Annotated in this window: 31 protein-coding genes; 27 read left to right on the forward strand and 4 right to left on the reverse strand. The window is 33.3% G+C overall.

Annotation, left to right across the window (positions count from 1 at the left end; genetic code table 11):
• Nucleotides 1–8 precede the first annotated feature (8 nt).
• The 4 genes from serA to polC are packed head-to-tail and all read right to left on the reverse strand — an operon-like array spanning nucleotide 9 to nucleotide 8,303.
• Nucleotides 9–1,589, reverse strand: coding sequence for a phosphoglycerate dehydrogenase (gene serA / locus ACZ5LY_RS02855; protein ID WP_013413921.1), 1,581 nt, complete (start codon nucleotides 1,587–1,589; stop codon nucleotides 9–11).
• 12 nt (nucleotides 1,590–1,601) lie between these two features.
• Nucleotides 1,602–2,951 carry a Ni-sirohydrochlorin a,c-diamide synthase gene (gene cfbB / locus ACZ5LY_RS02860; protein ID WP_013413922.1) on the reverse strand — a complete coding sequence of 450 codons (1,350 nt, stop codon included), beginning with the start codon at nucleotides 2,949–2,951 and terminating at the stop codon, nucleotides 1,602–1,604.
• A gap of 23 nt (nucleotides 2,952–2,974) precedes the next feature.
• Nucleotides 2,975–4,171 carry a radical SAM protein gene (locus tag ACZ5LY_RS02865; RefSeq protein ID WP_464577883.1) on the reverse strand — a complete coding sequence of 399 codons (1,197 nt, stop codon included), beginning with the start codon at nucleotides 4,169–4,171 and terminating at the stop codon, nucleotides 2,975–2,977.
• Nucleotides 4,172–4,178: 7 nt separating this feature from the next.
• Nucleotides 4,179–8,303, reverse strand: coding sequence for a DNA polymerase II large subunit (gene polC / locus ACZ5LY_RS02870; protein ID WP_013413924.1), 4,125 nt, complete (start codon nucleotides 8,301–8,303; stop codon nucleotides 4,179–4,181).
• 175 nt (nucleotides 8,304–8,478) lie between these two features.
• On the opposite strand from polC, the gene ACZ5LY_RS02875 reads away from it, so the two are divergent.
• The 27 genes from ACZ5LY_RS02875 (at nucleotide 8,479) to ACZ5LY_RS03005 (ending at nucleotide 26,577) form a co-directional block, all read left to right on the forward strand.
• Nucleotides 8,479–13,434: a cobaltochelatase subunit CobN gene (locus tag ACZ5LY_RS02875; RefSeq protein WP_464577885.1), complete on the forward strand. Its 4,956-nt coding sequence runs from the start codon at nucleotides 8,479–8,481 to the stop codon at nucleotides 13,432–13,434.
• Between the two features lie 38 nt (nucleotides 13,435–13,472).
• Entirely contained in the window at nucleotides 13,473–14,126 is a 654-nt protein-coding gene (locus ACZ5LY_RS02880) for a MotA/TolQ/ExbB proton channel family protein (RefSeq protein WP_013413926.1), read from the forward strand.
• Nucleotides 14,127–14,219: 93 nt separating this feature from the next.
• Nucleotides 14,220–15,026, forward strand: coding sequence for a putative RNA uridine N3 methyltransferase (locus ACZ5LY_RS02885; protein ID WP_464577887.1), 807 nt, complete (start codon nucleotides 14,220–14,222; stop codon nucleotides 15,024–15,026).
• Nucleotides 15,027–15,040: 14 nt separating this feature from the next.
• Nucleotides 15,041–16,042 (forward strand): 50S ribosomal protein L3, encoded by a 1,002-nt coding sequence (gene rpl3p, locus ACZ5LY_RS02890; protein WP_013413928.1) that lies wholly within the window; start codon nucleotides 15,041–15,043, stop codon nucleotides 16,040–16,042.
• A 9-nt stretch (nucleotides 16,043–16,051) separates the two neighbouring features.
• Entirely contained in the window at nucleotides 16,052–16,819 is a 768-nt protein-coding gene (rpl4p, locus tag ACZ5LY_RS02895; RefSeq protein ID WP_013413929.1) for a 50S ribosomal protein L4, read from the forward strand.
• 8 nt (nucleotides 16,820–16,827) lie between these two features.
• Nucleotides 16,828–17,088, forward strand: a complete 261-nt coding sequence (locus ACZ5LY_RS02900) for a 50S ribosomal protein L23 (protein ID WP_048060696.1) — start codon at nucleotides 16,828–16,830, stop codon at nucleotides 17,086–17,088.
• Between the two features lie 20 nt (nucleotides 17,089–17,108).
• The gene (locus ACZ5LY_RS02905) at nucleotides 17,109–17,834 is read left to right on the forward strand and encodes a 50S ribosomal protein L2 (protein ID WP_013413931.1); all 726 of its coding nucleotides are present in this window, start codon (nucleotides 17,109–17,111) and stop codon (nucleotides 17,832–17,834) included.
• 27 nt (nucleotides 17,835–17,861) lie between these two features.
• Entirely contained in the window at nucleotides 17,862–18,245 is a 384-nt protein-coding gene (locus ACZ5LY_RS02910) for a 30S ribosomal protein S19 (RefSeq protein WP_083790809.1), read from the forward strand.
• 11 nt (nucleotides 18,246–18,256) lie between these two features.
• Nucleotides 18,257–18,718 (forward strand): 50S ribosomal protein L22, encoded by a 462-nt coding sequence (gene rplV / locus ACZ5LY_RS02915; protein WP_013413933.1) that lies wholly within the window; start codon nucleotides 18,257–18,259, stop codon nucleotides 18,716–18,718.
• On the forward strand, nucleotides 18,718–19,371 hold the full coding sequence (locus tag ACZ5LY_RS02920) for a 30S ribosomal protein S3 (protein WP_013413934.1): 654 nt from the start codon (nucleotides 18,718–18,720) through the stop codon (nucleotides 19,369–19,371). The genes rplV and ACZ5LY_RS02920 overlap by 1 nt, the downstream gene beginning before the upstream one ends.
• A gap of 20 nt (nucleotides 19,372–19,391) precedes the next feature.
• Complete coding sequence (gene rpmC, locus ACZ5LY_RS02925) at nucleotides 19,392–19,592, forward strand: 50S ribosomal protein L29 (RefSeq protein ID WP_013413935.1); 201 nt, start codon at nucleotides 19,392–19,394, stop codon at nucleotides 19,590–19,592.
• Between the two features lie 13 nt (nucleotides 19,593–19,605).
• Entirely contained in the window at nucleotides 19,606–19,914 is a 309-nt protein-coding gene (yciH, locus tag ACZ5LY_RS02930) for a stress response translation initiation inhibitor YciH (protein WP_013413936.1), read from the forward strand.
• On the forward strand, nucleotides 19,911–20,192 hold the full coding sequence (gene rnp1, locus ACZ5LY_RS02935; RefSeq protein WP_013413937.1) for a ribonuclease P protein component 1: 282 nt from the start codon (nucleotides 19,911–19,913) through the stop codon (nucleotides 20,190–20,192). The genes yciH and rnp1 overlap by 4 nt, the downstream gene beginning before the upstream one ends.
• Nucleotides 20,193–20,197: 5 nt before the next feature.
• A complete protein-coding gene (locus tag ACZ5LY_RS02940; protein ID WP_013413938.1) occupies nucleotides 20,198–20,521 on the forward strand; it encodes a 30S ribosomal protein S17 in 324 nt (107 codons plus the stop codon).
• Nucleotides 20,518–20,916, forward strand: coding sequence for a 50S ribosomal protein L14 (locus ACZ5LY_RS02945; RefSeq protein ID WP_013413939.1), 399 nt, complete (start codon nucleotides 20,518–20,520; stop codon nucleotides 20,914–20,916). Before ACZ5LY_RS02940 ends, ACZ5LY_RS02945 begins: the two co-directional genes overlap by 4 nt.
• Before the next feature lie 9 nt (nucleotides 20,917–20,925).
• Nucleotides 20,926–21,297 (forward strand): 50S ribosomal protein L24, encoded by a 372-nt coding sequence (rplX, locus tag ACZ5LY_RS02950; protein WP_013413940.1) that lies wholly within the window; start codon nucleotides 20,926–20,928, stop codon nucleotides 21,295–21,297.
• 2 nt (nucleotides 21,298–21,299) lie between these two features.
• Entirely contained in the window at nucleotides 21,300–22,022 is a 723-nt protein-coding gene (locus tag ACZ5LY_RS02955) for a 30S ribosomal protein S4e (protein WP_013413941.1), read from the forward strand.
• Nucleotides 22,023–22,024: 2 nt separating this feature from the next.
• On the forward strand, nucleotides 22,025–22,537 hold the full coding sequence (locus ACZ5LY_RS02960; RefSeq protein WP_013413942.1) for a 50S ribosomal protein L5: 513 nt from the start codon (nucleotides 22,025–22,027) through the stop codon (nucleotides 22,535–22,537).
• Between the two features lie 4 nt (nucleotides 22,538–22,541).
• A complete protein-coding gene (locus tag ACZ5LY_RS02965; RefSeq protein ID WP_013413943.1) occupies nucleotides 22,542–22,688 on the forward strand; it encodes a 30S ribosomal protein S14 in 147 nt (48 codons plus the stop codon).
• Nucleotides 22,689–22,697: 9 nt separating this feature from the next.
• The gene (locus tag ACZ5LY_RS02970; protein ID WP_013413944.1) at nucleotides 22,698–23,090 is read left to right on the forward strand and encodes a 30S ribosomal protein S8; all 393 of its coding nucleotides are present in this window, start codon (nucleotides 22,698–22,700) and stop codon (nucleotides 23,088–23,090) included.
• Nucleotides 23,091–23,099: 9 nt separating this feature from the next.
• The gene (locus tag ACZ5LY_RS02975; protein ID WP_013413945.1) at nucleotides 23,100–23,639 is read left to right on the forward strand and encodes a 50S ribosomal protein L6; all 540 of its coding nucleotides are present in this window, start codon (nucleotides 23,100–23,102) and stop codon (nucleotides 23,637–23,639) included.
• 18 nt (nucleotides 23,640–23,657) lie between these two features.
• Nucleotides 23,658–23,984: a 50S ribosomal protein L32e gene (locus ACZ5LY_RS02980; RefSeq protein ID WP_013413946.1), complete on the forward strand. Its 327-nt coding sequence runs from the start codon at nucleotides 23,658–23,660 to the stop codon at nucleotides 23,982–23,984.
• Between the two features lie 15 nt (nucleotides 23,985–23,999).
• A complete protein-coding gene (locus tag ACZ5LY_RS02985) occupies nucleotides 24,000–24,449 on the forward strand; it encodes a 50S ribosomal protein L19e (RefSeq protein ID WP_013413947.1) in 450 nt (149 codons plus the stop codon).
• Nucleotides 24,450–24,462: 13 nt separating this feature from the next.
• Complete coding sequence (locus ACZ5LY_RS02990) at nucleotides 24,463–25,044, forward strand: 50S ribosomal protein L18 (RefSeq protein ID WP_013413948.1); 582 nt, start codon at nucleotides 24,463–24,465, stop codon at nucleotides 25,042–25,044.
• Nucleotides 25,041–25,670 (forward strand): 30S ribosomal protein S5, encoded by a 630-nt coding sequence (rpsE, locus tag ACZ5LY_RS02995; protein WP_013413949.1) that lies wholly within the window; start codon nucleotides 25,041–25,043, stop codon nucleotides 25,668–25,670. The genes ACZ5LY_RS02990 and rpsE overlap by 4 nt, the downstream gene beginning before the upstream one ends.
• 9 nt (nucleotides 25,671–25,679) lie before the next feature.
• The gene (locus ACZ5LY_RS03000; protein ID WP_013413950.1) at nucleotides 25,680–26,135 is read left to right on the forward strand and encodes a 50S ribosomal protein L30; all 456 of its coding nucleotides are present in this window, start codon (nucleotides 25,680–25,682) and stop codon (nucleotides 26,133–26,135) included.
• 10 nt (nucleotides 26,136–26,145) lie between these two features.
• A complete protein-coding gene (locus tag ACZ5LY_RS03005) occupies nucleotides 26,146–26,577 on the forward strand; it encodes an uL15m family ribosomal protein (protein WP_464577897.1) in 432 nt (143 codons plus the stop codon).

Genomic DNA, 26,577 nt, shown 5'->3' on the forward strand with positions numbered 1-26,577 from the left:
ACCAAAAATTAATTATTTAAAATCATGAAAACTGCATCCTCAACGTTTTTCAACGATTTAACTTCTTCTAAAACATCTTCAGGTACCTTTTGATCTACTTTGAGTACCATTACAGCTTCTCCACCAGGTTTTTCTCTTCCTACTTGCATTATTGCAATATTTATATCATGTTCTCCAAGCTTTGTTCCAATTGCACCAATAGTTCCTGGCAAATCGCGATACTTAACAATCATCATGTTCCCTTTAGGTTCAACATCTACTTTATAACCGTTTATATTGATAATTTTTGGCTTATTGGTGTAAGTTCCTTCAATACTAAACTTTTCACTTTTTGTTTCTACATCTATCTGTATTACAGACTTATAATTATCTGCTTTTGGTCTTCTACTCTCCGTTACAACTATACCTCTCTTTTCCGCAATTGTATGTGCATTGACAATATTTACAGGTTCTGTTAAGATGGGATTTAAAATATTCTGCAATAAAGTCCTTGTTAAAACATCAAGACTTTTGAATTCTGAAATCTCACCAGCATAAACAACATTTAGACTTTTTATTTTGTCTGGTGCAAGTTGTGTAATCATCAAACCCATTTTTTCACACAATTCTATATAAGGTTTCAAAAGTTTAAAAGATTCTCTGTCTAGAGAAGGCATATTAATAACATTTTGTGGTGGCTTACCATCAAATATTCTTTTTATTTCATTTGCAACTATTATGGCTGCATCTCTTTGTGCCTCGACTGTAGATGCACCTATATGTGGTGTCAAAACAACATTGTCAAATTCAAGTAATGGACTATCTGAAGGTGGTTCTTCTTCAAACACATCTAAAGCTGCACCAGCAATTTCATTGTTTTCTAATGCTTCAATTAATGCTTCTTCGTCAATTATTCCTCCTCTAGCACAATTTATAATATATGCAGAATTTTTCATCATCTTTAATTCTCTTCTGGATATAAGGTGTTTAGTTTCCTTTGTTAGAGGAACATGTATAGTTACAATGTCTGATTTTTTTAACAATTCATCTAATTCAACTAGTGTTGCTCCTACACTTTCTGCACTTTCTTCATCAATATAAGGATCATATGCAAGTATCTTCATTCCAAATGCTCTTGCTCTCAATGATACTTGAGATCCTATCCTACCTAACCCTATGATCCCAAGGACTTTATCCTTAAGTTCTATCCCCATAAATTTACTTCTGTTCCATTCACCCCTCCTAACAGATTTATCAGCAAGGACGATTTTTCTTGCTAAAGTTAACATTAAACCCATCGTATGTTCAGCAACTGTTATAGATGTTGATTCTGGTGCATTCACAACCATTATTCCTTTTTCTGTTGCAGCACCTACATCTATGTTGTCAACTCCAACACCTGCTCTTGCTATGATCTCTAAATTTTTTCCAGCTTCTATAACCTCCCTTGTGACTTTTGTTCCACTTCTTACAACTAAGGCATTATATTTACCAATCTCATCAATTAATTCTTCTTGGCTCATATCTGTTTTTACAGTTACGTCTGCAATTTTTTCTAACTCTTTAATTCCTTTTTCATTAATGGGGTCTGTAACTAGTATTTTTTTCATGATTTCCACCACTTAGCCACATTCTAATGCTGCACGAGTAAAGTTAGCAGCAAATTTTGGATAAGATGCAACATGTATATGCATATAATTTGCAAGAGTGTTATTTGATATTAATCCATCTTTCGAATTAACAATTCCTCTACCTCTCATGATTCTAAATGCAAATTTTGGATTGCCAGTTATCTTTATTTTAGAATAATGAAATTCATGTCCTTTTATAATTTCTCCTTTCGAACTAATAATGTTGTTATTCTCAACTTTTGCTATAACATAACTTAATCCCTGAACGTTTTTAGTCATTTTTGCTATATGTGGATAAATTCCACACATTTTAGCACTATCTAATGCCTTCATAAGGTACATAAGGCCTCCACATTCAGCATATATGGGTCTACCATCCATATGAAATTTTTTAATTGATTTACGCATTGATATATTTCTTTCTAATTCTTTACTAAATATCTCTGGATATCCTCCCCCTATATATATGCCATCCACATCAGGAATCATCTCATCTTCGCAAGGACTAAACTTTATTATTTTAGCATTGTTATCCTCTAAAGCCTCAATATTTTCTTGATAATAGAAAGTAAATGCCTTATCATATGCAAGACCTATCTTCACTCTTTTCTTATTTTCCTTAACCCATAGAGATTCTCTTGAAGATGGTATCTTACCAGCATCTTTCATTATTTCCTTTAGCATGTCAATATCAATGTTTTCTTCAACAACCTTAGCCCATCTATCGATGTATTCAATGATTTTTTTATTCTCCACCGCAGGTATTAAGCCCAAATGTCTCTGCTTCACTGTTAATTCTTTTTTTCTTGGAATACCTCCAAGAACTTTCACGTCTGTAAGTGACTCTATAGCTTTTTTTGTTTTTAAATAATGTCTACGATTTTTAATAAAATTTAATATTACACCCTCTATTTTTACTCTTGGATCTAATTTTTCAAAACCAAGAATTATAGCTGCAGCACTTTTCACCAAACTTCTTGTATTCATTATTAACACAACAGGAGAATTAAGTGCCAATGCTATTGAAGATGTTGATCCAACGTCACTAATTGGACTTATACCTTCATAAAGACCTCTCACTCCCTCAATTATACCGGCTTTTGCATTTGATATTTCTAAACCTCTACAAAATGCTTCCCTAATTTGATCATCTGACATAAAAAATGAGTCCAAATTTCTGGAAGGTACTCCCGTGGCAAGATAGTGATAAGTTGGATCTATATAATCAGGGCCAACTTTGAAGGGTTGAACTTTCATTTCTTTTGATAGAGCCCTCATTATACCTGTAGATATGGTTGTTTTCCCTACAGCGCTTCCGGTTCCCGCCAATACTACTCGCATTAAATGCCTCCTAATAATAAAAATTAAGGTCCAAAATGGCCAAGTTCTGTCTGTACAATCACAGTTTTTAACCCAATGTTATTTAAAATTTCCTTTACTTCCAACATTTCATAAAAACTAGGTCTTTTTATATTTTTCCTCCTGAACTCTGGTCTATAATCAAGTACACAAATTTGAACTTCGTCATTCATTTTGTAGATTTCGTCTCCAATTTTTTTAACTTCTTGTTTTGAGATAAGTTCCTTATTGTAAGGAATTCCAATCCCTAAAAATACTTCATCCAAATAATTATCTATTATATATTCAACAGCTTTCCATGAAGTGTTAAGATACTTTTTTGCAATATTTTCATCGGCTAAACCAGTTATGTTCATAAAGGTGGAAACTTTTTTTGCCTTGATATCTATTCCAATATCAGTCATTCCAACTTCTATCAATTCATCTATATACTTTTTAGTTAGGATAGTTCCATTGGTATCCACATGTATATGAACATTCTCATCTTTTTCTCTAATTGATTTTATAAGTTCAATAAGCCATTTTTTATTTAATGTACATTCTCCACCAGATATTGCTATTCTATTTACTTTATACTTGTTTTTTAAATTTAGCAATATTTCAGCAGTTTTTTGAGCTTTTAATAAATATCCACCAGCTGTGAATGCTATTACATGATTTTGACATTGAGGACATCTCAAATTACATCCATGCGTAAACACTACAACCTCTATAGGTCTATTGTATGATTTGAGCCAATAAGGTGTACCAACACCGCCTACACTATGGGGGCCAAAACCACTTACAACTCTTATATCTCTTTCATTTACTTTTGTTTTTATTTTCATCCCATTTTTTAGTGGTGTACAACAAGCTAAAACTGGTTTTTTATTTACTTCAACGATACATGCATAACATGCGGCAGAATTACATGGAACAAATACTTTATCCTCTTCTGGAAACTTCGTGAATTTTGAACAAGATTTTAAAGCATCTTTTATAGTGCCAGAAGCAATGACTTTCTCTCCATCAACAAAAACAGTCTTTTTTTCATGTTTATATTTTTCCAAAATTAATGCTTCCCTTGGACATGCAATGATGCATAAACCACAACCAATACATTTATTATTCTTAATACTGTCCTTCACATTTCCCATAGGACATGCAACTGAAGCACAAATACCACAGTTTATACATTTTTCTGATAATAATTTTGCTATCATCATGAAATTAAATGAAATCCATTAATGATGTTTGTTTCAGTTTTTCGTTTTCAAACAATGATTTTATTGTAGATTCTAATAATTTAATTCTTTGCTTAACATATGGATCTAAAGGATATTCTTCCTTTAATTTAGTTGCAACATCAAGATACTTTATTACAGATCCTTTAGAAACTGTTAAAACTAAATTTCCTCCACATTCGCATTTACCAGAAAGAGGTATTCGCCTATATTTCTTATTACACGTTGTACATCTAACTTTTTGTCTTAAAAATGCCCTTACATTGCCTGCTATATCTGGAAGGAAATGAGAAACTAAAACTCTTTCAGCAGTGTCTTTATGGTCAACAGCTCTTATTTTTTTTGCCAATGATAATTGTGAATCAACTTTTTCTTCCATTTTACCTAATTTCTTATATAAGCATGTTTTTGGAGCACCGTCAATCTTCGAGGTATTATGTGAAAACCATAACTGTTTATATTGTTTGGAAGTACCAAGATGTTTTTTAACGTTGTCTATTAATTTTTCAACTTTACTAGGATCTGCATATTTCATTGTTTCATTGTAAAACTCTAATGGAAGTTCCTGCATAGTATCTATATTATGTGCTTCATCATCTATTTCTTCTGGATCTATTCTAGTTGATAATACCAGTGGTGCATCCATACTTCCTCCACGTTTTTCAGGTAAGTAATATTTGCTAAAGTTCAGTAATGCATCGAGAAGTAACATGACAGAGTCTTCATCGCCATCGCATTGGTGTGTCAAAATGTTTTCATTTATTAAAATTGTGTGGTAATTGTCAACATTTAATGAATAAACATAGTCTTCTTTTGGTTTTATGATTTCTATCTTCTTTACTTTTAAGATCTTTCCATCTTTTTCTTCAGTATTTGAAATTTTTAATATTGCTTCATTTCCATTATATTCATATTTACCAAATATACCAAGCTTTGATATTAACAATAAATCTATTTCCTCTAGCAATTCTTTCTTACCTCTAATTCTTAAATCATCGTCTGTAGCTATTTTAATCATCTCATGAATTTTCTCTTTTGACAAGTTAAATACAAAATCAGGAAGTTTATTGTTTCTCAAATCTTTAAGGAATGGTTGTGAAGAATCTAAAATTAATTTACCATTATTTTTATCATAATTGTTACCAAAAACTTTTTTAACATATTTTTCTGCAGAAGAAGGTAAAGTTACTTTATCTCCACAATTTTCACCCTCTCTCAAATAATATCCAATTATTTTTACCATTGAATCCAACTTTGGATCATCATAATTCTTTTCATTTAATCTAACTCTTGGTATAAAAATTGAATCTCCTTTTTGAACTTCAAATGCTCTTTTTTCTTTAAATTTTCCATCTTCATAAACAATTACAGGATGATCAATGGTTGTTTCAAAACTCCTATTATCCTCAAGTATGATTTTAATAAGATGATCTGTTGTAGGAACTTTTAAAACCTCTTTTATATCACTTAAAACAACTTTTTTCTTGTTTTTATCAAAAGAATATGCTTTTATATTATGGTCTGTCCGATCTCTAACATATGCCTTATTCTCATTCTTTTCATTGTAAAATTTCTCATATAACTCGTCAATCCTCATCTTGGAGATTTTACCATCTATTTGCACAAGTATTTTTGAATCTCCTGGGAAACAATTTCTTCTTTTTGCAGCATGGAAATATGGATGTGCATAACATGCGGAAGCCTTTGTAAATCCAATGATTCTACCCACAATTGCAGCAGACGTATGGGGTGCTAAAGCAGCTACAAGATGTCCAACAAGATCCTCCTTTTTCTTTACATTGTAAAATCTTGGTAGGCCATAATATTTTTCCAACAAATCATCTACAAAATTTGCAACCTTCATAAGATATGATGCACAATCTTCAGAAATTATAATGTCTTGAACTTTCAATTCTAAAATCTGATCATCACTCACAAGATCTCTACCATAACAATCTTTTTTATATCCTAACTCTTTCAACTTTTCTATGTCAACTCCTATTTCCTTTGGTGTGAAATGTGTTAATGGAAGGTTTGTTGAATCATGCCGGATTGTTCCATCTTTAAACGTTGATACTCCATTTTTAGCTCTTAATATTCCTTTTTCAAGTGCTTCTGGAAGTTTCTTACTTGATATCATTCCTTCTACGCCTTTAATTTCGTCTAATCCACGAGTGTTGGTGTTTTTGTATGCCCTTTCAAGCATGGATTTTATATTTATTTTTCTTTTCTTTGGATTGAGTAATTCTGTTTTTGACTTACAATATGGGCATACAGACCTAAATGAATTTATCTTACATTTTTTACATCTTCTACGTGAAATCTCAACAGTTATATTTACTTTTTTTGCAGCCTCTACAATATTTCTTCTGTTACCTCCACTTTTACCTATTGGGAACAATACATGTGGAGCTGGTCTCATTCTCCTTTCTTTACTTTTTTCAGGTCTTCCTATTCTTCCTCCAATATATGTAGGAGCTTTAGGCATTATTTTTACTGGGGAAATCTTATTTAAAGCTTTTAAAGGATCATCTAAGCTTTCATCTAATGGTTTTCTTAAGGTATTTAGTAATGCATAAGCATGATCATCCTTTATTATCACCTTTGAGTCTTTTATATGGTGAGGAACTCCCAATTTTTCTAATATTTTCTTTTCATCGCTTATTTTAAGACGTAAGCCTTTACCACTTATGTATTTAGATGATCTCAACCAATTGTATAATCTATTTAATTCTTTGACACTCACGTCATGGTAAAAGTATGTATATTTAGGATGAAGAGGAACATTATATTTCTTTGATATTTCAAACGCTTCTTTAGCATTTTTGGGTTCTATATCTTTATTAAGAAGTTTTTTCCACCATTCTTCACACCATGCAGAAGGCATAAAAGGGTGGTTGTTATTTATAAATTCACCAGGAGCTACTAGGATGTCACCTAAAAACAATATTTCATCTATTTCATTTTTAATTTTCCTGGCTTCTTCTCTACTTTTAACTTTTATGACATCTCCATTCTTTAATTTAACAATAGGTCCTTCAACACTATCTACAGGAACAACACAATTTCCTTTTCCCGGTCTTTCAATTTTCATCTGAGTTCCTACTGCTGTAAATTCCAATATTTCCATTGTAGCAGGGTGTAATCCCATGGCTGCCAAACCAGTATTCCTTGCCCTTCCATATCTTAATCTAAAACCACCTTTTTTTGAAGGATAAGCCAAAACTGGTCTTCCACCAATTACATCTTTTAAATATTTATCATTGGGTTTTACATTGACTTCTTCTTCATCTTCCTCTACTTTTAAAAATTTTTTTAACCATTTCCAATTATCTAAATTTAATTTTTCAGCATATTTTACAACCTTTGAAGCTTTTTGTATTAATCCTTCTACAAGCACTAATAAGGCTCCACCACGTAAATGATTTGTTTCGACTCTCTCAAGGTTACGATATGATACTTCAATTTTGTCTGTTGGTTCACCTGTTATCTCTACAGGTATATTACTAGCAACTAATCTCACTTCATCTGGAGATGGAGAATATTGAAAATTAGTTACTTCTGATTCATATAATTCAACTTCTTCCACATACCTCTCTATTTCTTCTTCAATTGGTTTATAAACATCTAAACCTAATTCTTTACGGATATAATCAGCTATAAGTACAGAAAGTGCTGATGCTGTCCCACCAGCACTACGAATAGGTCCTGCATAATATACTGATAAATATTTAGTACCATCATAATTATCTTTAATTTTAACTTTAGCAATTCCTTCAATAGGGGCTGCCACAACACCTTCAGTAAGTACTGCCATAGAAGTCCTTAAAGCCTGTTCAGCCATTTTTTCCTTGTTATTACCTTTTGATACAATTTTTTTGGCTATAGTGAATGCTATGTTTTCTCTACTTATGCCTTTTTCTTCTAGCTTTTTTATTTCTTTTGATATACCTTTGGGACCTACAATACCTTCTACTCTTTCTGCTAAATCTTTAGCTAATGGAATTTCAGGCGTTGGACTAGGATCAAGTCCTTTTGATCTTGCTGTTTCGGCAATTTTATATACTTTTTTAATTTCTTTTTCTAAAGAATCAAAATACTCGTTTACCATGAATTTATCCCTCAATGATAAATTTTGTCCTTTTGTATCATCTAAAAAACATTTATTATGTTTTTTATTATAGTTTTTTCTTAAAAAATAAAATTAAAATAATTTTGAAAAAAGTTATATACAACTTTACAATACCAATGAAAATAAAAGTAATAACAAAAAAGGAGGTGAAAAGTTGAGGAAGTTTTTAGTGATTGCATTGTTTGCAGTGTTTTTATTGATTTCAGGGGCTTTTGCTGAAAATGTGACTATGACTGATAAAGACGGTAATTTTATTTTTGAAAATGTAACACAAAAACCTCACATACTTTGGATTGAAAATAAAGACTTTCAAGTAAATAATATATGTGCAGAGAAAATTGTGTTAAGATTAGAACCTGATAAAAGCAATAGAAGTATAGTAGGTCCTATAGATGTATATGCAGAATTTAAGGGAACAAAAATACAAGGAAAAGTTTGTTTAAATGGTAAAGGTGTCCCAAACATACATGTCTATGATCCAGAAGAAATAAATTTGGTAGTGTTTGGTGCTAAACAATCAATGATTCAAGCTGCTTATCAACTTTGTAAAGATTATCCCGAAATTAAACCTATTTTTGTTGGAGACCAAAATATTACAGAAACTGAAACAAAGAATTTGATAGAGAAAGCAGATATTATTTTCATAGGCATGACAAGTACTTATTGGACAATAAAAGGAATTTATGACAAAAATCCTAGTATTTTCAGTGGTAAAACTGTTTGGTCAGGTATTATGTATGCTGAAAGCATGAATCTAACAAAAATCAGAGGCGAAACAGTTTTTAAAGGTTTTACATTAAGTCAACTACAAAACATCTCTGATGGAATTTTCGCTGCCAAAGATCAATTTAATTATATACTGAATTTAACAAGGCAGTACCCAAATGACCATCCAATTCAATTCTGGTTATATTTAAGACTTGTATACAACAATGCGTGTCCAGATGATTACTACAATGGTTTTCTATACATGGTGTGGACACATACAAGAAATGATAAATACAAGAAATTTTTACCAATTGAAAAATTGAAAAAGCCTGATTACTTTATTTACAGAGATGGATCATTGTATACTAGTTTTGATGATTACAAAAAATTTATAGATCCTTCAAAACCAACAGTTGGAATTGTAGTGATGTATTCAACTTATAGTGATGGAAATATATACATAGCAGAAGAAATAGCGAAAAAACTTGAATCAAAGGGTTTAAATACAATAATAGTTGTTGGAAAATATTATCAACCAATATTTAAAGGCATACAAGAATATTTCTGGGATTCCACAAAAAATAAAAGCAGAGTAGATTTAATAATTTCGATATGTGCTTTCACAATTGGAGGAGCTACTGGTGGTGTAAACGCAAGTGATGCAGCCAGATTTTTTGAAAAACTTAATGTACCTGTATTATTAGCAATAATATCTTCTGATGTAACAAAGGAAGAATGGTATATATCAGAAAAAGGTTTAAGTTTTACAGCAGTTTATTATTGGCTTGCAATGCCTGAACTACAAGGTGTATCAGAGCCAATTATCGTTGCTCTTCCCAAAATTGTTAGGGATTCACTAACAGGTGCAATTGTTAAAAGACCAGAAATTTTACCAGAGAGAATAAATAAATTAGTTGAAAGGGCATGCAATTGGATTAAATTAAGATATAAACCAAATTCTGAAAAAAAGATAGCATTTATCATTTATAACCATGAGGCAGGTAAAGCAAACATAGGTGCATCTCTCCTAAATGTTCCAGAAACATTGATAGAAATTTTGAAAAGATTAAAACAGGAAGGTTACAATGTAAGTGAAATTCCAAACAATGCTACTGAACTTGTCAATATTTTACTTAAGAAGGCTATAAATGTGGCTACTTGGGCACCTGGTGAACTAGAAAAATTAGCTAAGTATGCAATACTTTGGGATGCTAACGAATATGTAAATTGGTTTAAAAAACTTGATCCTCTAGCACAAAAATGGATGGTTGAAGGTCCTGTAGGGTACTTAGAAGCAATAATTAAAAAAGCTATCGAAGTAAATGAGAGAAAAGAAATATTTAGAAGAATAGAACAATGGAAGGAAGAAACTGGAAACGCAATAAAAAATGTACTAAAAGATGATCAAAATAAACTACAAAAAGCCTTGTCACTTCTAGATCAAATAGTGCAATGTGCAAATCAGTTGCTTAACAACACAGACAATGAAACCTGGAACAAATTTTATGAGTTAAAAAAGGAATTACAAAAGATGGAGATTGATGGACTAAGTGGATGGGGAGAACCACCTGGTAACAGAATGGTTATTGAGAAAGATGGCAAAAAATACATTGTAATTCCTGGAGTAATATTTGGAAATATATTCATTGGTCCTGAACCATTGGCAGGCTATATAGGGGACGAAGCTGCTTTATACCATTGTCAAGTACTTCCAAGACCACACCAATTTTTAGCATTTTATGCATGGCTTGAAAATGTTTTCAAAGCAGACGCAGAAATACATGTTGGTAAACATGCTAAATATGAGTGGAGTGTCCTTAGACAAACAGCATTAGGTCCCGATGACACACCTGACATTTGTGTTGGAAATGTGCCTCAACCCTACATCTATATAGTAGATGATATAGGTGAAGGTTTACAAGCAAAAAGAAGAGGATCAGCAATAATTGTTGACCATAGAGTTCCTGCATTAAGAAATTCAAACCTTTACGGTAATTTAACAGAATTAGCAAACCTAATTAATCAATATAGACAAAGCAGTCCAGAAAATAAAGATTTAAGATCAAACATAATTTCAATTTTGAAACAAGAAGTTAAAAAACGTGGAATAGATAAAGAACTTGACATAAACCTTGATAACATCACTGACGATGAACTAGTGGAAGCTGTAGATGATTATCTATCAGATATGACAAGTATGTATATGTACTATGGATTAACAACGTTTGGTAGGCCTTTCAACGATGAAGAACTCTCATATATGGTATCAGCAATGCTTTCCATTGATGGAACAAATTATACAGCGCTGCCAAATTTAATTGGAAAAATTAAAGGCATAAATTATGATAAAGCTACAGCACTAATAAAAGATGAAATTAACAATCAATGTATAGAAATTTGTAAAAAGTTAATTTCAGGAAAATCTGTAGACGAACTAGCGAGGGAATTAACTAATAATCAAACCTTACAAGAGGAAATAATAAAAACTTTAAAAGCAGGTCTAAAATATCTTGATCTTTTCAAACAGTGTCCAATATGTGAAATGAACAATCTTATCAATTGCTTGAATGGCGGATTTGTACCACCAAGGATTGGAAATGATCCTCTAAGAAATCCAGATTCATTGCCAACAGGTGCCAATTTTTATGGTATTGATCCATCTTTAGTTCCTACGAGAGCTGCATACCAATTAGGTTCAAAGCTGGCAAACATGACAATCCAAAAATTAGGAAAAGTACCAGAGAAAATTGGAATGATATTATTCGCTGTAGAAACTCAAAGAGATCAGGGAGCAAATATCGCATTTGTACTTTATATGATGGGTGTAAAACCAATTTATAATCCTGCAGGTAGAGTACAAGGTGTTGAAGCAATTCCACTTTCTGAATTAGGAAGACCCAGAGTTGACGTAATAATACAGAGCAGCGGATTATTTAGAGATCTCTTCAGCTATTCTGTTGTCAATGTTTTAGATATTGGAGCTAGAGTAGCATTGGCAGCATCGTATAACACCATTATTAAGAAATATCCTGAACTCCAGGCTGAATTAGATAAGGCAATGAAACCATTAATAGAAAGAAATATTCTTAAAAAAGGAGATGACCCAATAGAAATGAATTATATTGCAAAACATTGGATAGAACTCGTCAAGAAAGGATATGATGGGGATTTGGCTATATCAAGAGTTTTCACAGAGCCTGTTGGTGATTATGGAACAAGAATAGCTGAAGCTGTAGAACAGGCAAGCACTTGGAAAGATAGAGACAAACTTGCCACCCTTTACTTAACAAGAATGTGCCATGTTTACTCAAACACTAACTGGGGTATTGCAAATAGAAATCTATTTGAAGATTTATTAAAAGGAACTGAAGCTGTATTCCACACTCGTACAAGTAATGCCTATGGAATTGTAGATGTTGATGATTGGGCCCAATATCTAGGTGGTCTTTCATTAGCTGTAGAAAAAGTTAATGGATGGAAAGCACCTGCAGCTTATATACTTGAATATAGTAATCCTGCTAGACCATGTGTAGAACCACTTTCATATGCTATAGGTAGGGAAATTAGGGCGAGATATCTCAACCCAGAATGGATTAAAGGAATGATGAAAGAAGGATATGCCGGAGCTAGACAGTTTAGTGAAAAATTTGTTTCATATGTTTGGTTATGGGATGCAGTTACTCCACATGCAATCCACGACGAACAATGGAATGAAATTGTCAATGTTTACGTCAAAGACATCTACAACCTAGGCCTTAAACAATTCTTCAACACCCATAACCCCTGGGCAAGACAATCATTAATAGCTACAGCATTAGTGGCAGCATACAAAGGATTCTGGAAAGCAGATAGAGAAACTTTAACTTTCCTAGCAAGAGAATACATTGAAAGTGTCAATAAGTATGGAGTTACATGCTGCCATCACACATGTGGCTATATCGACCTAAACAACTTCATAGTTAGAATATCAAATATGCCACTTCCATCATTACAAAAATTTGCAGCTGCATTTGCAGAAGCTACTGGAGTTAAGTTATCAATCCCAGGAGCTCCAACTACACCACAGCCTTCAATTCCAGGAGCACCATCACAACTAGGAGCTCCAACTGCATTAGGAAGAGTAGGAATTGGAACTGCAGCGACAAGAGGAGTTTCACCAGGAATTTCAGGTCCTTCAGGTAGAGTTGGTGGTGAAATTGGTGCAAGAGGAGCAGCTCAAGCTGCTGGAGCAGCAGGTAAAGCAGGAATTACAGGAGCTGCAGCAGGAAAAGCATATGAGATTACACCAGTGTCTAAAGGAATTGGAAGTCCATCATCAGTGCCATTTGCAGGAATAATCGGAGTTATAATATTGATTGCATTAATAGCAGCAGGATATCTATTGAGAAGGCCTGAGCAATAGTCTTTTATTTTTCATTTTAAAAAGAAGGGGGTGATAAATTGCCAGCAGTCCCAGGATCAGAAGCACTCCAAGGAATTATGCATGTAGTTTCACAAAGCCTCCTAATCCCAGCAATAGTAACATTGCTGGCATTTGTTGCTTATAGTGTAGTTGCACTTGGAGGATTGATTGCTGAATATGTTGGAAGGGTTAGAGTTGATGTAGATGAAATAAAGGAAGCCATATACAACATCTCAAATCCAGGGGATCCAAAGGAGATAATAGAGATAATAAATAATTCAAAGCTCCCAGAGAGGCAAAAAGAAATATTAACAGATATTGCAAACACAGAGGACTTAGATTCAAGGACAAGAGAAGCACTTGCAAGGAGATATGTTGAAGGAGAAGAACTGAAAGCCATGAAATCTGTTGAAATAACAGATTCAATAACAAGGCTTGGTCCACAGGTAGGACTCCTCGGAACTTTAATTCCAATAGGTCCTGGATTAGTTGCTTTGGGAGCCGGAGACATAACTCAGCTAGCAAATCACTTCTTAGTTGCTTTTGATGCAGCAATACTTGGACTTGCTTCAAGTGCAATCTCTTTCTTTGTATCAAAGGTTAGGAAAAGATGGTTTGAGGAATATCTGGTTAACTTGGAAACTCTGGCTGAGGCTATATTGGAGGTGATGGAACAACCATCCATAAAATAATTTTTTCAGCAAATTTTTTTATTGAACCCTTATTTTTAGTTTAATTTTTTGAAACCATAAACTTTATAAATTAGTTTCAACAAAATCTTTTGAATGGTCTCTATTCTATCGATTTTTATTCCGGATTCCCTAACAATTGAATCTAAGGATAAAAAAATAAAAACGTATAAGGTTGGAATAATTGGAAGAACAGCAGCAATATTCAGAGTCAATGAAATAATCATATATCATGATGAATTTGGAAATAGTAAGGAAGGAAAGTTCATTAAAGATATTTTAACATATATGGATACACCACAATATTTACGTAAAGATACTTTTCCATTAACTAATAATTTAAGATATGTAGGTGTACTCCCACCACTCAGGACTCCCCACCATCCTACTGGACAACCAAAGGTCGGTGAATTAAGGCAAGGATTGACACTTAAAAGCACGAAAAAAGGAACTATTGTAAATATAGGAGCTAAACGATTAGCTCTTTGTAAAGAAAAGTTACCTATCTATAAAGTTTATACTTTTCGTATCAAAAAACTTGGAAAAAGAATTTTAGTTGAAAGAGACATTCCAGAAAATGTCTATTGGGGATACAAAGTAAAATACATTAATAAACCTATAGAAAAAGCGATTAAAATGAAAAAATATGATTCAATAATAGCTACATCACGTAAAGGTGTTCCAATAACTTTTGTTCTCGAAGAAATAGAAAATATTATACATAATACTCATCATTTAGCAATATTATTTGGAGGACCATACAAAGGTTTACCAACAACTTTAGATAGAGAGATAGATATGAAAATAAACACTATACCAAACCAAGGTACTGAAACCGTAAGAACTGAAGAAGCAGTTTTAGCGACATTGTCAATATTCAATATGTTGCAACATAAAAAATAGAGGAGGGAAATTATATGGCTAAGCATCATCGTCCAAGAAGGGGTTCCTTAGCATTTAGCCCAAGAAAGAGAGCATCAAGAGAAACCCCAAGAATAAAATCCTGGCCTGAAATTAAGGACACGTGTTTGTTAGCTGCAGCTGGATATAAAGTTGGCATGACACATGTAATGGCAATAGACAATAAAAAAAATTCACCTACTGAAGGAATGGAAGTTTTTACCCCTGTTACAATAATAGAAACACCTCCGCTCACAGTGATGGGTATAAGAGCATATGAAAGAACAAGTAGGGGACTTAAAACATTGACTGATGTTTTGGCGGATGATTTAAAGGAAGACCTTGAAAGAAGGATTAATTTACCTAAAAACTATGATAAAGACAAGGCATTGGATAAAATAGAAGAAAATAAAGATTATATTGAAGAAGTGAGAGTACTTGTGCATACTAATCCAAGATTAGTGACAGGAGTTCCAAAGAAAAAACCTGAAATATTTGAATGTGGATTAGGAGGTAAAGATCCACAAGAAAAATTGGAATATGCATTGGAGCTACTAGGTAAAGATGTGAAAATTAGTGAAATATTTTCAGAAGGAGAATACGTTGATACAATAGCTGTTACAAAAGGAAAAGGATTTCAAGGACCAGTTAAAAGATGGGGAATAAAAATTCAAAATGCTAAAACTGCCAGAAGTGGTAAAGGCAGACATATAGGATCATTAGGTCCATGGACGCCTTCAAGAACTATGTGGAGAGTTCCACAAGCAGGACAGACAGGTTACCATAGAAGAACTGAATATAATAAAATGATAATGAAAATAGGTACTTCAGATGAAGTTGAAAAAATAAATCCAAAAGGAGGATTCATTAGATACGGACTAGTAAGAAATGATTATTTATTAGTTAAAGGCTCTGTTCCCGGGCCAACAAAAAGATTAATAATGTTAAGAAAAGCTATAAGACCAAAAGTGAGACAAGAAAAACCTCCTGAGATAACTTATATCCATAAAGCTTCTTAGAGGGATAACATGAAAGCTAATGTTTATTCATTAGATGGAGAGGTAATAGAAAAGGTGAAACTACCTGAAATATTTGAAGAACACCTTAGACCTGATTTAATAAAAAGAGCAGTATTATCAATTCAAACAGCAAGGATTCAACCTTGGGGACCTAACAAAATGGCTGGAAAAAGAACAACTGCTGTATCAAGAGGAGCCGGATATGGTATCGCCATGGTCCCAAGAATAAAAACACCTCCAGAAAGAGCAGCATTTGTTCCACAGGCTGTAGGAGGTAGAAAAGCACATCCACCTAAACCCGAAAAAATATATCATGAAAGAATAAACAGAAAAGAAAGAAGACTTGCATTAAGGTCTGCAATAGCAGCTACAGCTAATAAAGAATTAGTTAAACAGAGAGGTCATAGAATAGACAATGTTCCAGAAATTCCTTTAATAGTTGAAGATAAATTATCAACATTGAAAAAAACTAGGGAAACTAGAGAAGTATTTAAGAAATTAGGAGTGATGGATGACATTATAAGAGCCAAAAAAGGTAGAAAAATTAGATCTGGAAAAGGTAAAATGAGAGGTAGAAAATACAGAAAACCAAAGGGGCCATTAATTGTAGTGGATGAAGATAGAGGAATAGTGTTAGGAGCAAGAAACCATCCTGGTGTAGATATTGTCACTGTTGAAAATTTAAATGTTGAATTGCTGGCACCTGGTACTCATCCAGGAAGATTCACAATATATACAAAGTCAGCTTTAGAAAAATTAGAGGAGATGCCATGGTAGGTGGTAACATGGACCCTCACAAGATTCTCATAAGACCTCATGTAACAGAAAAAACTATGGATCTCATAGATAACAATAATGAATTAGTATTTGTAGTTAATAGGAAAAGTAATAAGCCAAAAATAAAAGCAGCATTTGAAGAATTATTTTCTGTAAAAGTAGAGAGAGTAAACACACATATAAACCCCAAAGGCGAAAAAATAGCTTACATTAAATTAGCAAAAGAACATAAGGCAGAAGATATTGCAATGAAATTAGGAATTCTCTAAAAACATAAAATGGTGATAGTATGGGAAAAAGAATAATACCACAAAGAAGAGGTAGGGGTACTCCAACATACAGGGTTGCATCACATAGATTTAAAGCTAAAATAAAATATAAAATGATGAATAAAGATAAAAATGGAAAGTTAGAAGGTACTGTAGTTGACATTATTCATGATCCTGGTAGAACAGCTCCAATAGCTGAAGTCCAATTTGAAAACGGTGAAAGAGATTATATATTAGCTCCTGAAGGGATTAAAATTAATGATACAATTGAAGTTGGACCAGAAGCATCTATCAATATTGGAAATATATTGCCACTCAAAAAAATACCAGAAGGTACTCCAGTATTTAATATAGAGAATAGACCAGGAGATGGAGGTAAATTAGTTAGATCATCTGGTACACATGCATCAGTAGTTACACATGAAGAAAATAAAGTAATTGTTGAGCTACCTTCTGGTGAACTTAAAGCATTTCATCCAGAATGTAAAGCAACAATTGGTGTCGTTGCTGGAGGAGGAAGAATAGAAAAACCATTTGTCAAAGCTGGTAACAAGTATTATGCAATGAAATCAAAAGGTAAGAAACATGTCAAAGTTAGAGGCGTAGCAATGAATCCTGTGGATCACCCACATGGCGGAGGACATCACCAACATCCTGGTAAACCAACTACAGTGTCTAGACATGCTCCACCTGGAAGAAAAGTTGGATTAATAGCTGCTAGAAGAACTGGAAGAAAGAAAAAATAAGGAGGTGAGTATGTGGCACGTGAATTCATGTATCGAGGTTATAAATTAGAAGAATTACAAAAAATGCCACTTGATAAGGTAATAAAATTGTTTCCAAGCAGGCAAAGAAGATCTTTGAAAAGAGGATTTCCACCTAGACATAAAAAAGTATTAGAGAAAATAAGAAAATATAAACGTGAGAATAAAACAGATAAAATAATTAAAACACATTGTAGAGATTTAATAATATTGCCTGAAATGGTTGGTTTGACATTTGGAGTCTACAATGGTAAAGAATTTGTAAAAGTTAAAATAAAACCTGAAATGATAGGTCATTATTTAGGTGAGTTTGCACCTACAAGGAAGAAAGTAGAACATGGAGATCCTGGAATGGGTGCTACAAGATCTTCAATGTTTGTACCTCTCAAGTAGGTGAAATTACAATGCCTAAATTGAAATATGCTTACAGACCTAAAAATAAAAACAAAGCCGCAAAAGCCATAGGTAGAGAATTACAAATTTCTACAAAACATTCGGTAGAGATATGTAGAGAGATTCGAGGGATGATGCTAGAAGATGCAAAAAGATATCTCAAGGAAGTCATGGAAAAGAAAAGACCAGTACCATTCAAAAGATATAACAAAAAAGTTGCACATAGAAAGGGATTACAAGGATGGCCAAGTGGAAGATACCCTGTTAAAGCTGCAAGGGAGATCCTTAAAGTATTAGAGAATGCAGAAGCCAATGCAGAATATAAAGGTTTAGATACAGAAAGATTGAAAATTACTCATATATCAGCCCATAAAGCCAGACCTATTCGTGGCTGGATACCAAGAGCGTTTGGAAGATCAACACCATTCAACACTTCAAGAACACATATACAAGTGATATTAGAGGAGATATAATGATAGAAAAGGAATTTATTGCTGAAAGTCTAAAAAGAGCAGAAATCGATGAATTTTTAGAAAAAGAATTAGAAAGAGCAGGATATGGTGGAATGGATATACAACTTACACCATTAGGAACAATGATAACAATTTATGCAGAAAGACCAGGACTTGTCATTGGTAGAGGAGGCAGAACTGTCAGAAGATTAACAAATATATTACGTAAAAGATTTGGTTTAGATAACCCACAAATAGAAGTCAAGGAAGTTGAAGTACCAGAGTTAAATCCAAAAATAATGGCACATAGGATTGCCAGTATGTTAGAAAGAGGCATGCATTTCAGAAGAGTTGCATATGGTACATTAAGAAGAATAATGGCTGCAGGTGCACAAGGAGCTGAAATAACAATATCTGGAAAAATAAGAGGTGCAAGAGCAACATCCGTCAAATTTACCGAAGGTCATATTAAAAAATGTGGAGAACCTGCAGAAAAGTTTGTTAAAACAGGTTTTGCGACCGCACAATTAAAACCTGGGGTTTTGGGTGTGCATGTGAAAATAATGCCTCCCGGAGTTAAATTGCCTGACGAAATAAAAATCAAAAAAGAAGCCCTAAAAGAAACTGAATCTAAACCAGAAGAATCCGTTGAGGAAGGTGCTTCAGAAGAATAATCTGGGAGGCAGAGAAAAATATGGCTATATTAAAACCAGATGAATTGAGAGAAATGAGTGTTAAAGAACTAGAAAAAAAGTTGGAAGAACTAAGAGCAGAATATTCTAAAGAAGAATCCAAAGCCGCAGCCAGTGGAGCTCCAGATAATCCTGGCAGAATGCGTGAACTTAGAAGAACAATAGCTCGAATACTCACGATCATTAATGAGAAAAAAACTTGATAAGGAGAAGTAAATGAAGAAGATTTGTGAGAAGTGCGGTCTTCCAAAAGAACTTTGTGTTTGTGAAGAAATAGCTCGAGAAACACAAAGAATTAAAATATATACTGTAAAACGCCGTTTTGGAAAGATAATGACGATTGTGGAAGGTATAGACAGTCAAGAAATAGACCTAAAGAAATTGACCAAAGATCTCAAGTCCAAATGTGCATGTGGGGGCACAACAAAAGATGGACGAATTGAACTACAGGGCGATCACAAAGAAAAAGTGAAAAAAGTGCTTATAAAGAAAGGTTTCCCAGAGGATGCCATTGAAGTACGATGATAACACCAAGAAATGTATTTAGGCATGAGTTAATAGGTTTAAATGTTAAGATTGCAAAGTGTACACATAAGCCACTAGAAGGTGTAGAAGGAAGAGTCATCGACGAAACAAAGAACACACTAAAAATTGAACTAAAAAGTGGTAGAGAGATTATAGTACCAAAAGATATTGCAATATTTCATTTTAAATTGCCTGATGGTACTAAGGTAGAAATTGATGGGAAAATACTTGTAGCTCGGCCAGAGGAAAGAATTAAAAAGAAATTTAAGAGAGTGTGAAATAAATGGTGGGTCTAGATGTAAAAAAACCTAAAAAAAAGTGTGACGATCCAAACTGTCCGTTTCATGGGAATTTAAGAGTTAGAGGTCAAATATTGGAAGGTGTAGTTGCAAGTGACAAAGCACGTCGTACAGTAGTTGTAGAAAGGGAATATTACAAGTACATTCCAAAATATGAGAGATATGAAAGAAGAACATCGAAAATAACAGCTCATAATCCAGATTGTATAGGTGCAAAAGTTGGAGATAAGGTCAAAATAGGAGAATGTAGACCAATAAGTAAAACGAAGTCCTTCGTTGTTATAGAAGTAATGGAGGATAAAAAATGAAAGCAATTCCAGCAAAAGTCACTAGAGCATTGCCAGTTGGTGCTAGACTTCATTGTGCAGATAATACTGGTGCCAAAGAACTAGAAATAATAGCTGTAAAGGGATATAAGGGTGTAAGAAGAAGATTACCAGCTGCAGGCGTTGGAGATATGGTAGTAGTTTCAGTGAAAAAAGGAACTACTGAGATGAGAAGAGAAGTTTTAAATGCAGTGATTATAAGGCAAAAAAAAGAATATAGAAGACCTGATGGACTAAGAGTTAAATTTGAAGATAATGCAGCAGTTATAGTCACTCCTGATGGTAAAATGAGAGGATCTGAGATAAGAGGCCCAGTTGCAAAAGAAGCTGCTTCAAGATGGCCAAACATTGGGAGTGCCGCAAGTATGATTGTATGAGGTGAAAAAATGCCTAAAATAAAATCTAAACAACCAAGAAAACAAAGAAAATTTCTTAGGGAAGCACCACTACATATACGTCAGAAAATAATGCGTTCAACATTGTCTAAGGAGTTAAGAAAGAAATATAAAAGAAGAACTGTTCCAATAAGGAGAGGAGATAAAGTAGAAGTCATGCGTGGAGATTTCAAAGGACATGTTGGTAAAGTTGAGAATGTAGATTTAAAGAGATATAGAGTTTATGTAGAAGGTGTTACAATACAGAAAGCAGATGGAACATCTACTTACTATCCTCTCCATCCATCAAATCTTAGAATAGTTGAATTAAATTTAAAAGATGAAAAAAGGGTTGAAATGTTAGAAAGAAAATTGAAGGGATAAACATGGCTAGGATGGGATCAAGAAGACACCTAAAACGATTAAAATCGCCAAGACATTGGCCAATACCTAGAAAGGAAAAAAAATGGACTGTAAAACCTTCCCCTGGTCCTCACAGTGCTGATGAATCTTTACCATTGTTAATAATAATTAGGGATGTATTGGGTTTAGCAGACACTGCTAGAGAGGCAAAAAGGATAATTCACCATGGAGAAATACTGGTTGATGGTAGACCAAGAAAAGATCATAAGTTCCCCGTTGGATTTATGGATCTCTTAGAAATTCCAAAAATTGATAAAAGTTATAGAGTTTTAATAGATAAAAAAGGTAGATTGTATTTACATGAAACTAAAGAAGAAGAAAGATACAAATTATGTAAAATACTTAATAAAACTACTGTAAAAGGTGGAAAAATTCAATTAAATTTACATGATGGTAGAAATCACCTAGTTGATAATGATTTCAAAACTGGAGATGTTATTAAATTAAGAATACCTGATCAAGAAATATTGGATAAAATAGAATTTAAAGAAGGAAATCTTGCATTTATAACTGGTGGAAAACACGTTGGTGAAATAGCAAGAGTAGAAAAAATAAACATCATTAAAGCTCCAACACCTAACACTGTAATATTAAAATCTAGAGACGGAAAAATGTTTGAAACAATACATGAATATGTTTTCATGATTGGAGAAAAAGAACCAGTGATTCCATTGCCGGAGGGTTAACGATGAATCCAATGAGAAAAATAAGAATAGAAAAAGCAACATTAAACATTAGTGTTGGAGAGAGTGGAGAAAGATTATTAAAGGCAGAAAAATTATTAGAGAAGCTTACTGGACAAAAACCAGCTAGAACATATGCCAAGGTAACCAACCCAGATTTTGGAATCAGGAAAGGTCAACCCATTGGTTGCAAAGTAACTTTAAGAGGTAAAAAAGCAGAAAAAATAATTAAAATGTTTTTAGAAGCGAAAGGAAATAAACTCAAAAAGAGTCAATTTGACGACTTAGGTAATGTGTCTATGGGAATAGAGGAATACATAGATTTACCAGGCATGAAGTATGATCCTGATATAGGGATATTTGGCATGGATTTAGCAATAACATTTGAAAGGCCAGGATATAGAATCCAGAGAAGAAAAATTCAGAGAAGAAAAGTGCCAAAGAAACATAAAATTACTAGAGAAGATACAATGAAGTTTTTAGAAGATAAATTTAATGTAAAAATAGAGGAGGGATAAATCAATGCCAAGAAAAAAATTTGGAAAGGGAGCTATCAAATGTTCAAGATGCGGAGACCATGCAGGAGTAATAAGAAAATATGGTATAATGTTATGTAGACAATGTTTCCGTGAATTAGCACCAAAGATGGGATTCAAGAAATATAGTTGAGGTTATACTATGACTCTCAATGATCCACTTGCAAATGCACTTACAACTATAAAAAATAATGAAATGAGAGGCAATATACGATGTAAAATAGCCCCAGCATCTAAATTGGTAGGAAGAGTATTGAGAACTATGCAAAAAGAGGGATATATAGGTGAATTTGAATTTGTCGATGATGGTAAATCAGGACAATTTATAGTGGAGTTAAAAGGTAACATTAACGATTGTGGTGTTATAAAACCACGGCATTCTGTAAAGAAAGATGAGTTTGAAAAATTTGAAAAAAGATATCTTCCAGCACGAGATTTTGGAATACTCATTGTAACCACGCCTGAAGGAGTAATGACACACCGTGAAGCAAAAAAGAGAGGCATTGGCGGCATACTCTTAGCTTATGTTTACTAGGGTGATTTTATGGTCTTAACTGCAATAATCAAAGATGAAATTCAAATACCAGATGAAGTAGATGTTAAGATAGATGATCATAAAGTTAAAGTAAAAGGTCCTAAAGGTGAATTATCAAGAAAATTTGATTATCCTAATGTCAAAATTATAAAGAAAGATGAAAAAATAATTTTAGAAAGTAGATTTCCAAGAAAAAAAGATAAAGCAATGTTAGGGACCATTAAAGCACATATTAAAAACATGATAAAAGGTGTAACCAAAGGTTTTAAATATACTATGAAAATTGTTTATGCTCATTTTCCGATGTCTGTAAAAGTTTCAGGCAGGAAAGTCATAATTGAAAATTTTCTTGGTGAAAGGCATCCAAGAGTCGCTAAAATTGTTGGTAAAGATACTAAAGTAGAAGTAAAAGATGACAAAGTCTACATTACAGGAATAAACAAAGAACATGTTGGACAGACGATGGCTAACATAGAACAAGCAACGAAAATAAAAAGAAGGGATCCACGAGTGTTCCAAGATGGAATATATCTTGTAAGTAAAGAATAGTGTTAAGGGGTCATAAAAATGAAAAAAAGATTCAAGAGGCAAGAGTATGCAAGATATAAGAGGTTAGGAGAAAAATGGAGAAGACCTCGGGGAAAAGATAGTAAAATGAGAAGGAAAGAGAAAGGTAAACCACCAATGCCTAACATAGGTTACAGGTCACCTAAAGAAACTAGAGGTTTACATCCATCAGGATACGAAGAAGTATTAATACATAATCCAAAAGAACTTGAAGATTTAGATGCTGAAAAACAGGCTGCAAGAATTTCTGCAAAGGTTGGTAAAAGAAAAAAAGCTTTAATTTTAGAAAAGGCTAAAGAACTTGGAATTAAGGTGTTAAACCCTTAATAGGGAGGAAAAGTTATGGATCTTAGTACTCAAAAGAGATTAGCCGCAGATATTCTCAAAGTTGGAGTAAACCGTGTATGGATAGATCCAGACAGAGTAGACGAAGTTGCTAGAGCTATAACTAGAGAAAGCATTAAAAAATTAATCAAAGAAGGTGCAATAAAAGCTAAACAAAAAAAAGGTATAAGTAGATATAGGGCAAGAAAAATCGCAATGCAGAAGAAAAAAGGTAGAAGAAGAGGAAAAGGTAGTATAAAAGGTGCTAAAGGAGCCAGAATGCCTAAAAAAAGAGCATGGATATCCAGAATACGTGCATTAAGGAGAACTTTAAAAGAATTACGAGATAAAAGGAAAATTAGCACAAAAACATATCGTAAAATTTATAGAATGGCCAAAGGCGGAATGTTTAGAAGTAAAGCTCATATGAATGCATATATTAAAGAACATGGGTTATTAAGAAGATAATGGAGGAGAAGTGATGGCACACGGGCCAAGATACAGAGTACCATTCAGAAGGAAAAGAGAAGGTAAGACAAATTATAGGACTAGAATGAAATTAATAGAGAGTGGCAAACCAAGGTTTGTTGTTAGAATTACAAATCAGCATGTTATAGCGCAAGTTATAGATGTAGATTTTGATGGTGATAAAACATTAGTGTCTGCACATTCTAAACAACTTCAAAAAATGGGTTGGCTTGGTAATACCAAAAACACTCCTGCAGCATATTTAACAGGGTTTTTATGTGGTAAACGAGCCGTAAAAAAAGGAATCAAAGAAGCTGTTTTAGACATTGGACTTAGAACACCGACAAAAGGTGCAAAGGTTTTTGCAGCACTTAAAGGTGCAGTGGATGCAGGCATGAATATTCCACATAGCGAACATATATTTCCAACTGAAGATAGAATAAAAGGAGAACATATAGCAAAATACGCAAAATTGCTGGATGAAGAAGAATGTAAAAGGAAGTTTTCTCATTACTTCAAAAGAGGTCTTCCACCTACGAAATTACCAGAGCATTTTACGGAAATCAAGAAAAAAATAATTGAGGCAGAAACATGAGTGTAGATATAGAAGAATGGGAGCCAAAAACAAAAGTAGGTAGGATGGTTAAAGAAGGCGTAATAACAGATATAGATGAAATTTTGAAAAAAGGACTTCCTATAATGGAGCATGAAATTGTAGATATTTTACTTCCTGATTTGGAAGAAGAAGTTTTAGATGTAAATTTAGTACAGAGAATGCATAAATCAGGTAGAAAAGTAAGATTTAGAGTCACAGTAGCTGTTGGAAATAAAGATGGATATGTTGGCGTTGGTGTGGGAAAAGCCAAAGAAGTTGGACCAGCAATTAGAAAAGCAATAGACAATGCTAAATACAACATAATAAAAGTTAGAAGAGGTTGTGGAGATTGGGGATGCATCTGTGGGGAAAAACACTCAATACCATTTAAAGTAACAGGTAAATGTGGAAGTGTTAGAGTTACTCTTTTACCTGCACCTAGGGGTGTAGGTTTAGCAATTGGAGATGTAGGAAAAGCAGTTTTAAGGTTAGCTGGTATTGAGGATGTATGGTCAAGAACAAAAGGTAAAACTCAAACAACTATTAATTTTGCTAAAGCAACTTTTGATGCTTTGAAACGATTAAATTACATGAAAGTCAAAGAAAGTACACCGAGCTCTCAGTAGGTGAAAATAATGTATGCAGTTGTTAGAGTAAGGGGAAGAGTAGGTGTTAGAAGAGACATAGCAGATACTCTTAAGATGCTTAGACTTCACAGAGTAAATCATGCTGTACTTGTCGATGAGACTCCAAGTTATGAAGGAATGTTACAAAAAGCAAAAGATTACATTACATGGGGAGAAATAGACTTAGATACACTTGTTGAATTAATTAAAAAACGGGGTAGATTACCAGGAAACAAAAGAGTTGACGAGGAATATTTCAAAGAACTTGGTTATTCTTCTATAAAAGAATTTGCAAAAGCATTGCTTAACAATGAAACTTCTCTAGAAGATGCAGGGCTAAAACCAGTATTTAGGTTACATCCTCCAAGAAAAGGTTATGAAAGTGTAAAAAAACCATTTTCAGAAGGCGGAAGCTTAGGTTATCGTGGAAAAAAAATAAATGAATTATTAAAAAGAATGATTTAGGAGGGAAAAAATGATACGAAAACGACGAAAAATTACGAGGATGAGAGGAACAAGGACTGTCGGTGGTGGCAGTGCAAAAAAAAGAAGAGGTGCAGGAAATCGTGGTGGAAGGGGAATGGCCGGAAGCCACAAGCATCTCTGGACATGGATTGTCAAATATAAGCCAGATCATTTTGGTAAAAGAGGATTTAAGCGTCCAAAAGCAGTTACAAGAGAAGTAAAAACTATAAATTTAAAAGAAATTGATGAAAAATTAGATGAATTGTTAGAAAAAAATTTAGCAGAAGAAAAGAATGGAATGATATATATTGATTTGGAAAAATTAGGATATGATAAGTTGTTAGGTGCTGGTCAAATATCAAGGCCTATATCAGTTAAATCACCAGAAATTTCAAAAAAAGCTAAAGAAAAAATAATAGAGGCTGGTGGAGAAATTAGATAG

Source organism: Methanothermus sociabilis, from assembly GCF_055392295.1.

Excerpts from the sequence above, each read along its gene's own strand:
- ACZ5LY_RS03000 (WP_013413950.1), top strand. The coding sequence starts at position 25,680 with ATGTATGCAGTTGTTAGAGTAAGGGGAAGAGTAGGTGTTAGAAGAGAC.
- ACZ5LY_RS02900 (WP_048060696.1), top strand. The coding sequence starts at position 16,828 with ATGGACCCTCACAAGATTCTCATAAGACCTCATGTAACAGAAAAAACT.
- ACZ5LY_RS02960 (WP_013413942.1), top strand. The coding sequence starts at position 22,025 with ATGAATCCAATGAGAAAAATAAGAATAGAAAAAGCAACATTAAACATT.
- ACZ5LY_RS02885 (WP_464577887.1), top strand. The coding sequence starts at position 14,220 with ATGGTCTCTATTCTATCGATTTTTATTCCGGATTCCCTAACAATTGAA.
- rplV (WP_013413933.1), top strand. The coding sequence starts at position 18,257 with ATGCCTAAATTGAAATATGCTTACAGACCTAAAAATAAAAACAAAGCC.
- rpmC (WP_013413935.1), top strand. The coding sequence starts at position 19,392 with ATGGCTATATTAAAACCAGATGAATTGAGAGAAATGAGTGTTAAAGAA.
- ACZ5LY_RS02970 (WP_013413944.1), top strand. The coding sequence starts at position 22,698 with ATGACTCTCAATGATCCACTTGCAAATGCACTTACAACTATAAAAAAT.
- ACZ5LY_RS02865 (WP_464577883.1), bottom strand. The coding sequence starts at position 4,171 with ATGATAGCAAAATTATTATCAGAAAAATGTATAAACTGTGGTATTTGT.
- ACZ5LY_RS02990 (WP_013413948.1), top strand. The coding sequence starts at position 24,463 with ATGGCACACGGGCCAAGATACAGAGTACCATTCAGAAGGAAAAGAGAA.
- cfbB (WP_013413922.1), bottom strand. The coding sequence starts at position 2,951 with ATGCGAGTAGTATTGGCGGGAACCGGAAGCGCTGTAGGGAAAACAACC.
- ACZ5LY_RS02965 (WP_013413943.1), top strand. The coding sequence starts at position 22,542 with ATGCCAAGAAAAAAATTTGGAAAGGGAGCTATCAAATGTTCAAGATGC.
- rpsE (WP_013413949.1), top strand. The coding sequence starts at position 25,041 with ATGAGTGTAGATATAGAAGAATGGGAGCCAAAAACAAAAGTAGGTAGG.
- ACZ5LY_RS02910 (WP_083790809.1), top strand. The coding sequence starts at position 17,862 with ATGTATCGAGGTTATAAATTAGAAGAATTACAAAAAATGCCACTTGAT.
- ACZ5LY_RS02945 (WP_013413939.1), top strand. The coding sequence starts at position 20,518 with ATGAAAGCAATTCCAGCAAAAGTCACTAGAGCATTGCCAGTTGGTGCT.
- polC (WP_013413924.1), bottom strand. The coding sequence starts at position 8,303 with ATGGTAAACGAGTATTTTGATTCTTTAGAAAAAGAAATTAAAAAAGTA.
- rnp1 (WP_013413937.1), top strand. The coding sequence starts at position 19,911 with ATGATAACACCAAGAAATGTATTTAGGCATGAGTTAATAGGTTTAAAT.
- ACZ5LY_RS02940 (WP_013413938.1), top strand. The coding sequence starts at position 20,198 with ATGGTGGGTCTAGATGTAAAAAAACCTAAAAAAAAGTGTGACGATCCA.
- ACZ5LY_RS02905 (WP_013413931.1), top strand. The coding sequence starts at position 17,109 with ATGGGAAAAAGAATAATACCACAAAGAAGAGGTAGGGGTACTCCAACA.
- ACZ5LY_RS02975 (WP_013413945.1), top strand. The coding sequence starts at position 23,100 with ATGGTCTTAACTGCAATAATCAAAGATGAAATTCAAATACCAGATGAA.
- yciH (WP_013413936.1), top strand. The coding sequence starts at position 19,606 with ATGAAGAAGATTTGTGAGAAGTGCGGTCTTCCAAAAGAACTTTGTGTT.
- rpl4p (WP_013413929.1), top strand. The coding sequence starts at position 16,052 with ATGAAAGCTAATGTTTATTCATTAGATGGAGAGGTAATAGAAAAGGTG.
- rplX (WP_013413940.1), top strand. The coding sequence starts at position 20,926 with ATGCCTAAAATAAAATCTAAACAACCAAGAAAACAAAGAAAATTTCTT.
- ACZ5LY_RS03005 (WP_464577897.1), top strand. The coding sequence starts at position 26,146 with ATGATACGAAAACGACGAAAAATTACGAGGATGAGAGGAACAAGGACT.
- ACZ5LY_RS02980 (WP_013413946.1), top strand. The coding sequence starts at position 23,658 with ATGAAAAAAAGATTCAAGAGGCAAGAGTATGCAAGATATAAGAGGTTA.
- serA (WP_013413921.1), bottom strand. The coding sequence starts at position 1,589 with ATGAAAAAAATACTAGTTACAGACCCCATTAATGAAAAAGGAATTAAA.
- ACZ5LY_RS02955 (WP_013413941.1), top strand. The coding sequence starts at position 21,300 with ATGGCTAGGATGGGATCAAGAAGACACCTAAAACGATTAAAATCGCCA.
- ACZ5LY_RS02920 (WP_013413934.1), top strand. The coding sequence starts at position 18,718 with ATGATAGAAAAGGAATTTATTGCTGAAAGTCTAAAAAGAGCAGAAATC.
- ACZ5LY_RS02985 (WP_013413947.1), top strand. The coding sequence starts at position 24,000 with ATGGATCTTAGTACTCAAAAGAGATTAGCCGCAGATATTCTCAAAGTT.
- rpl3p (WP_013413928.1), top strand. The coding sequence starts at position 15,041 with ATGGCTAAGCATCATCGTCCAAGAAGGGGTTCCTTAGCATTTAGCCCA.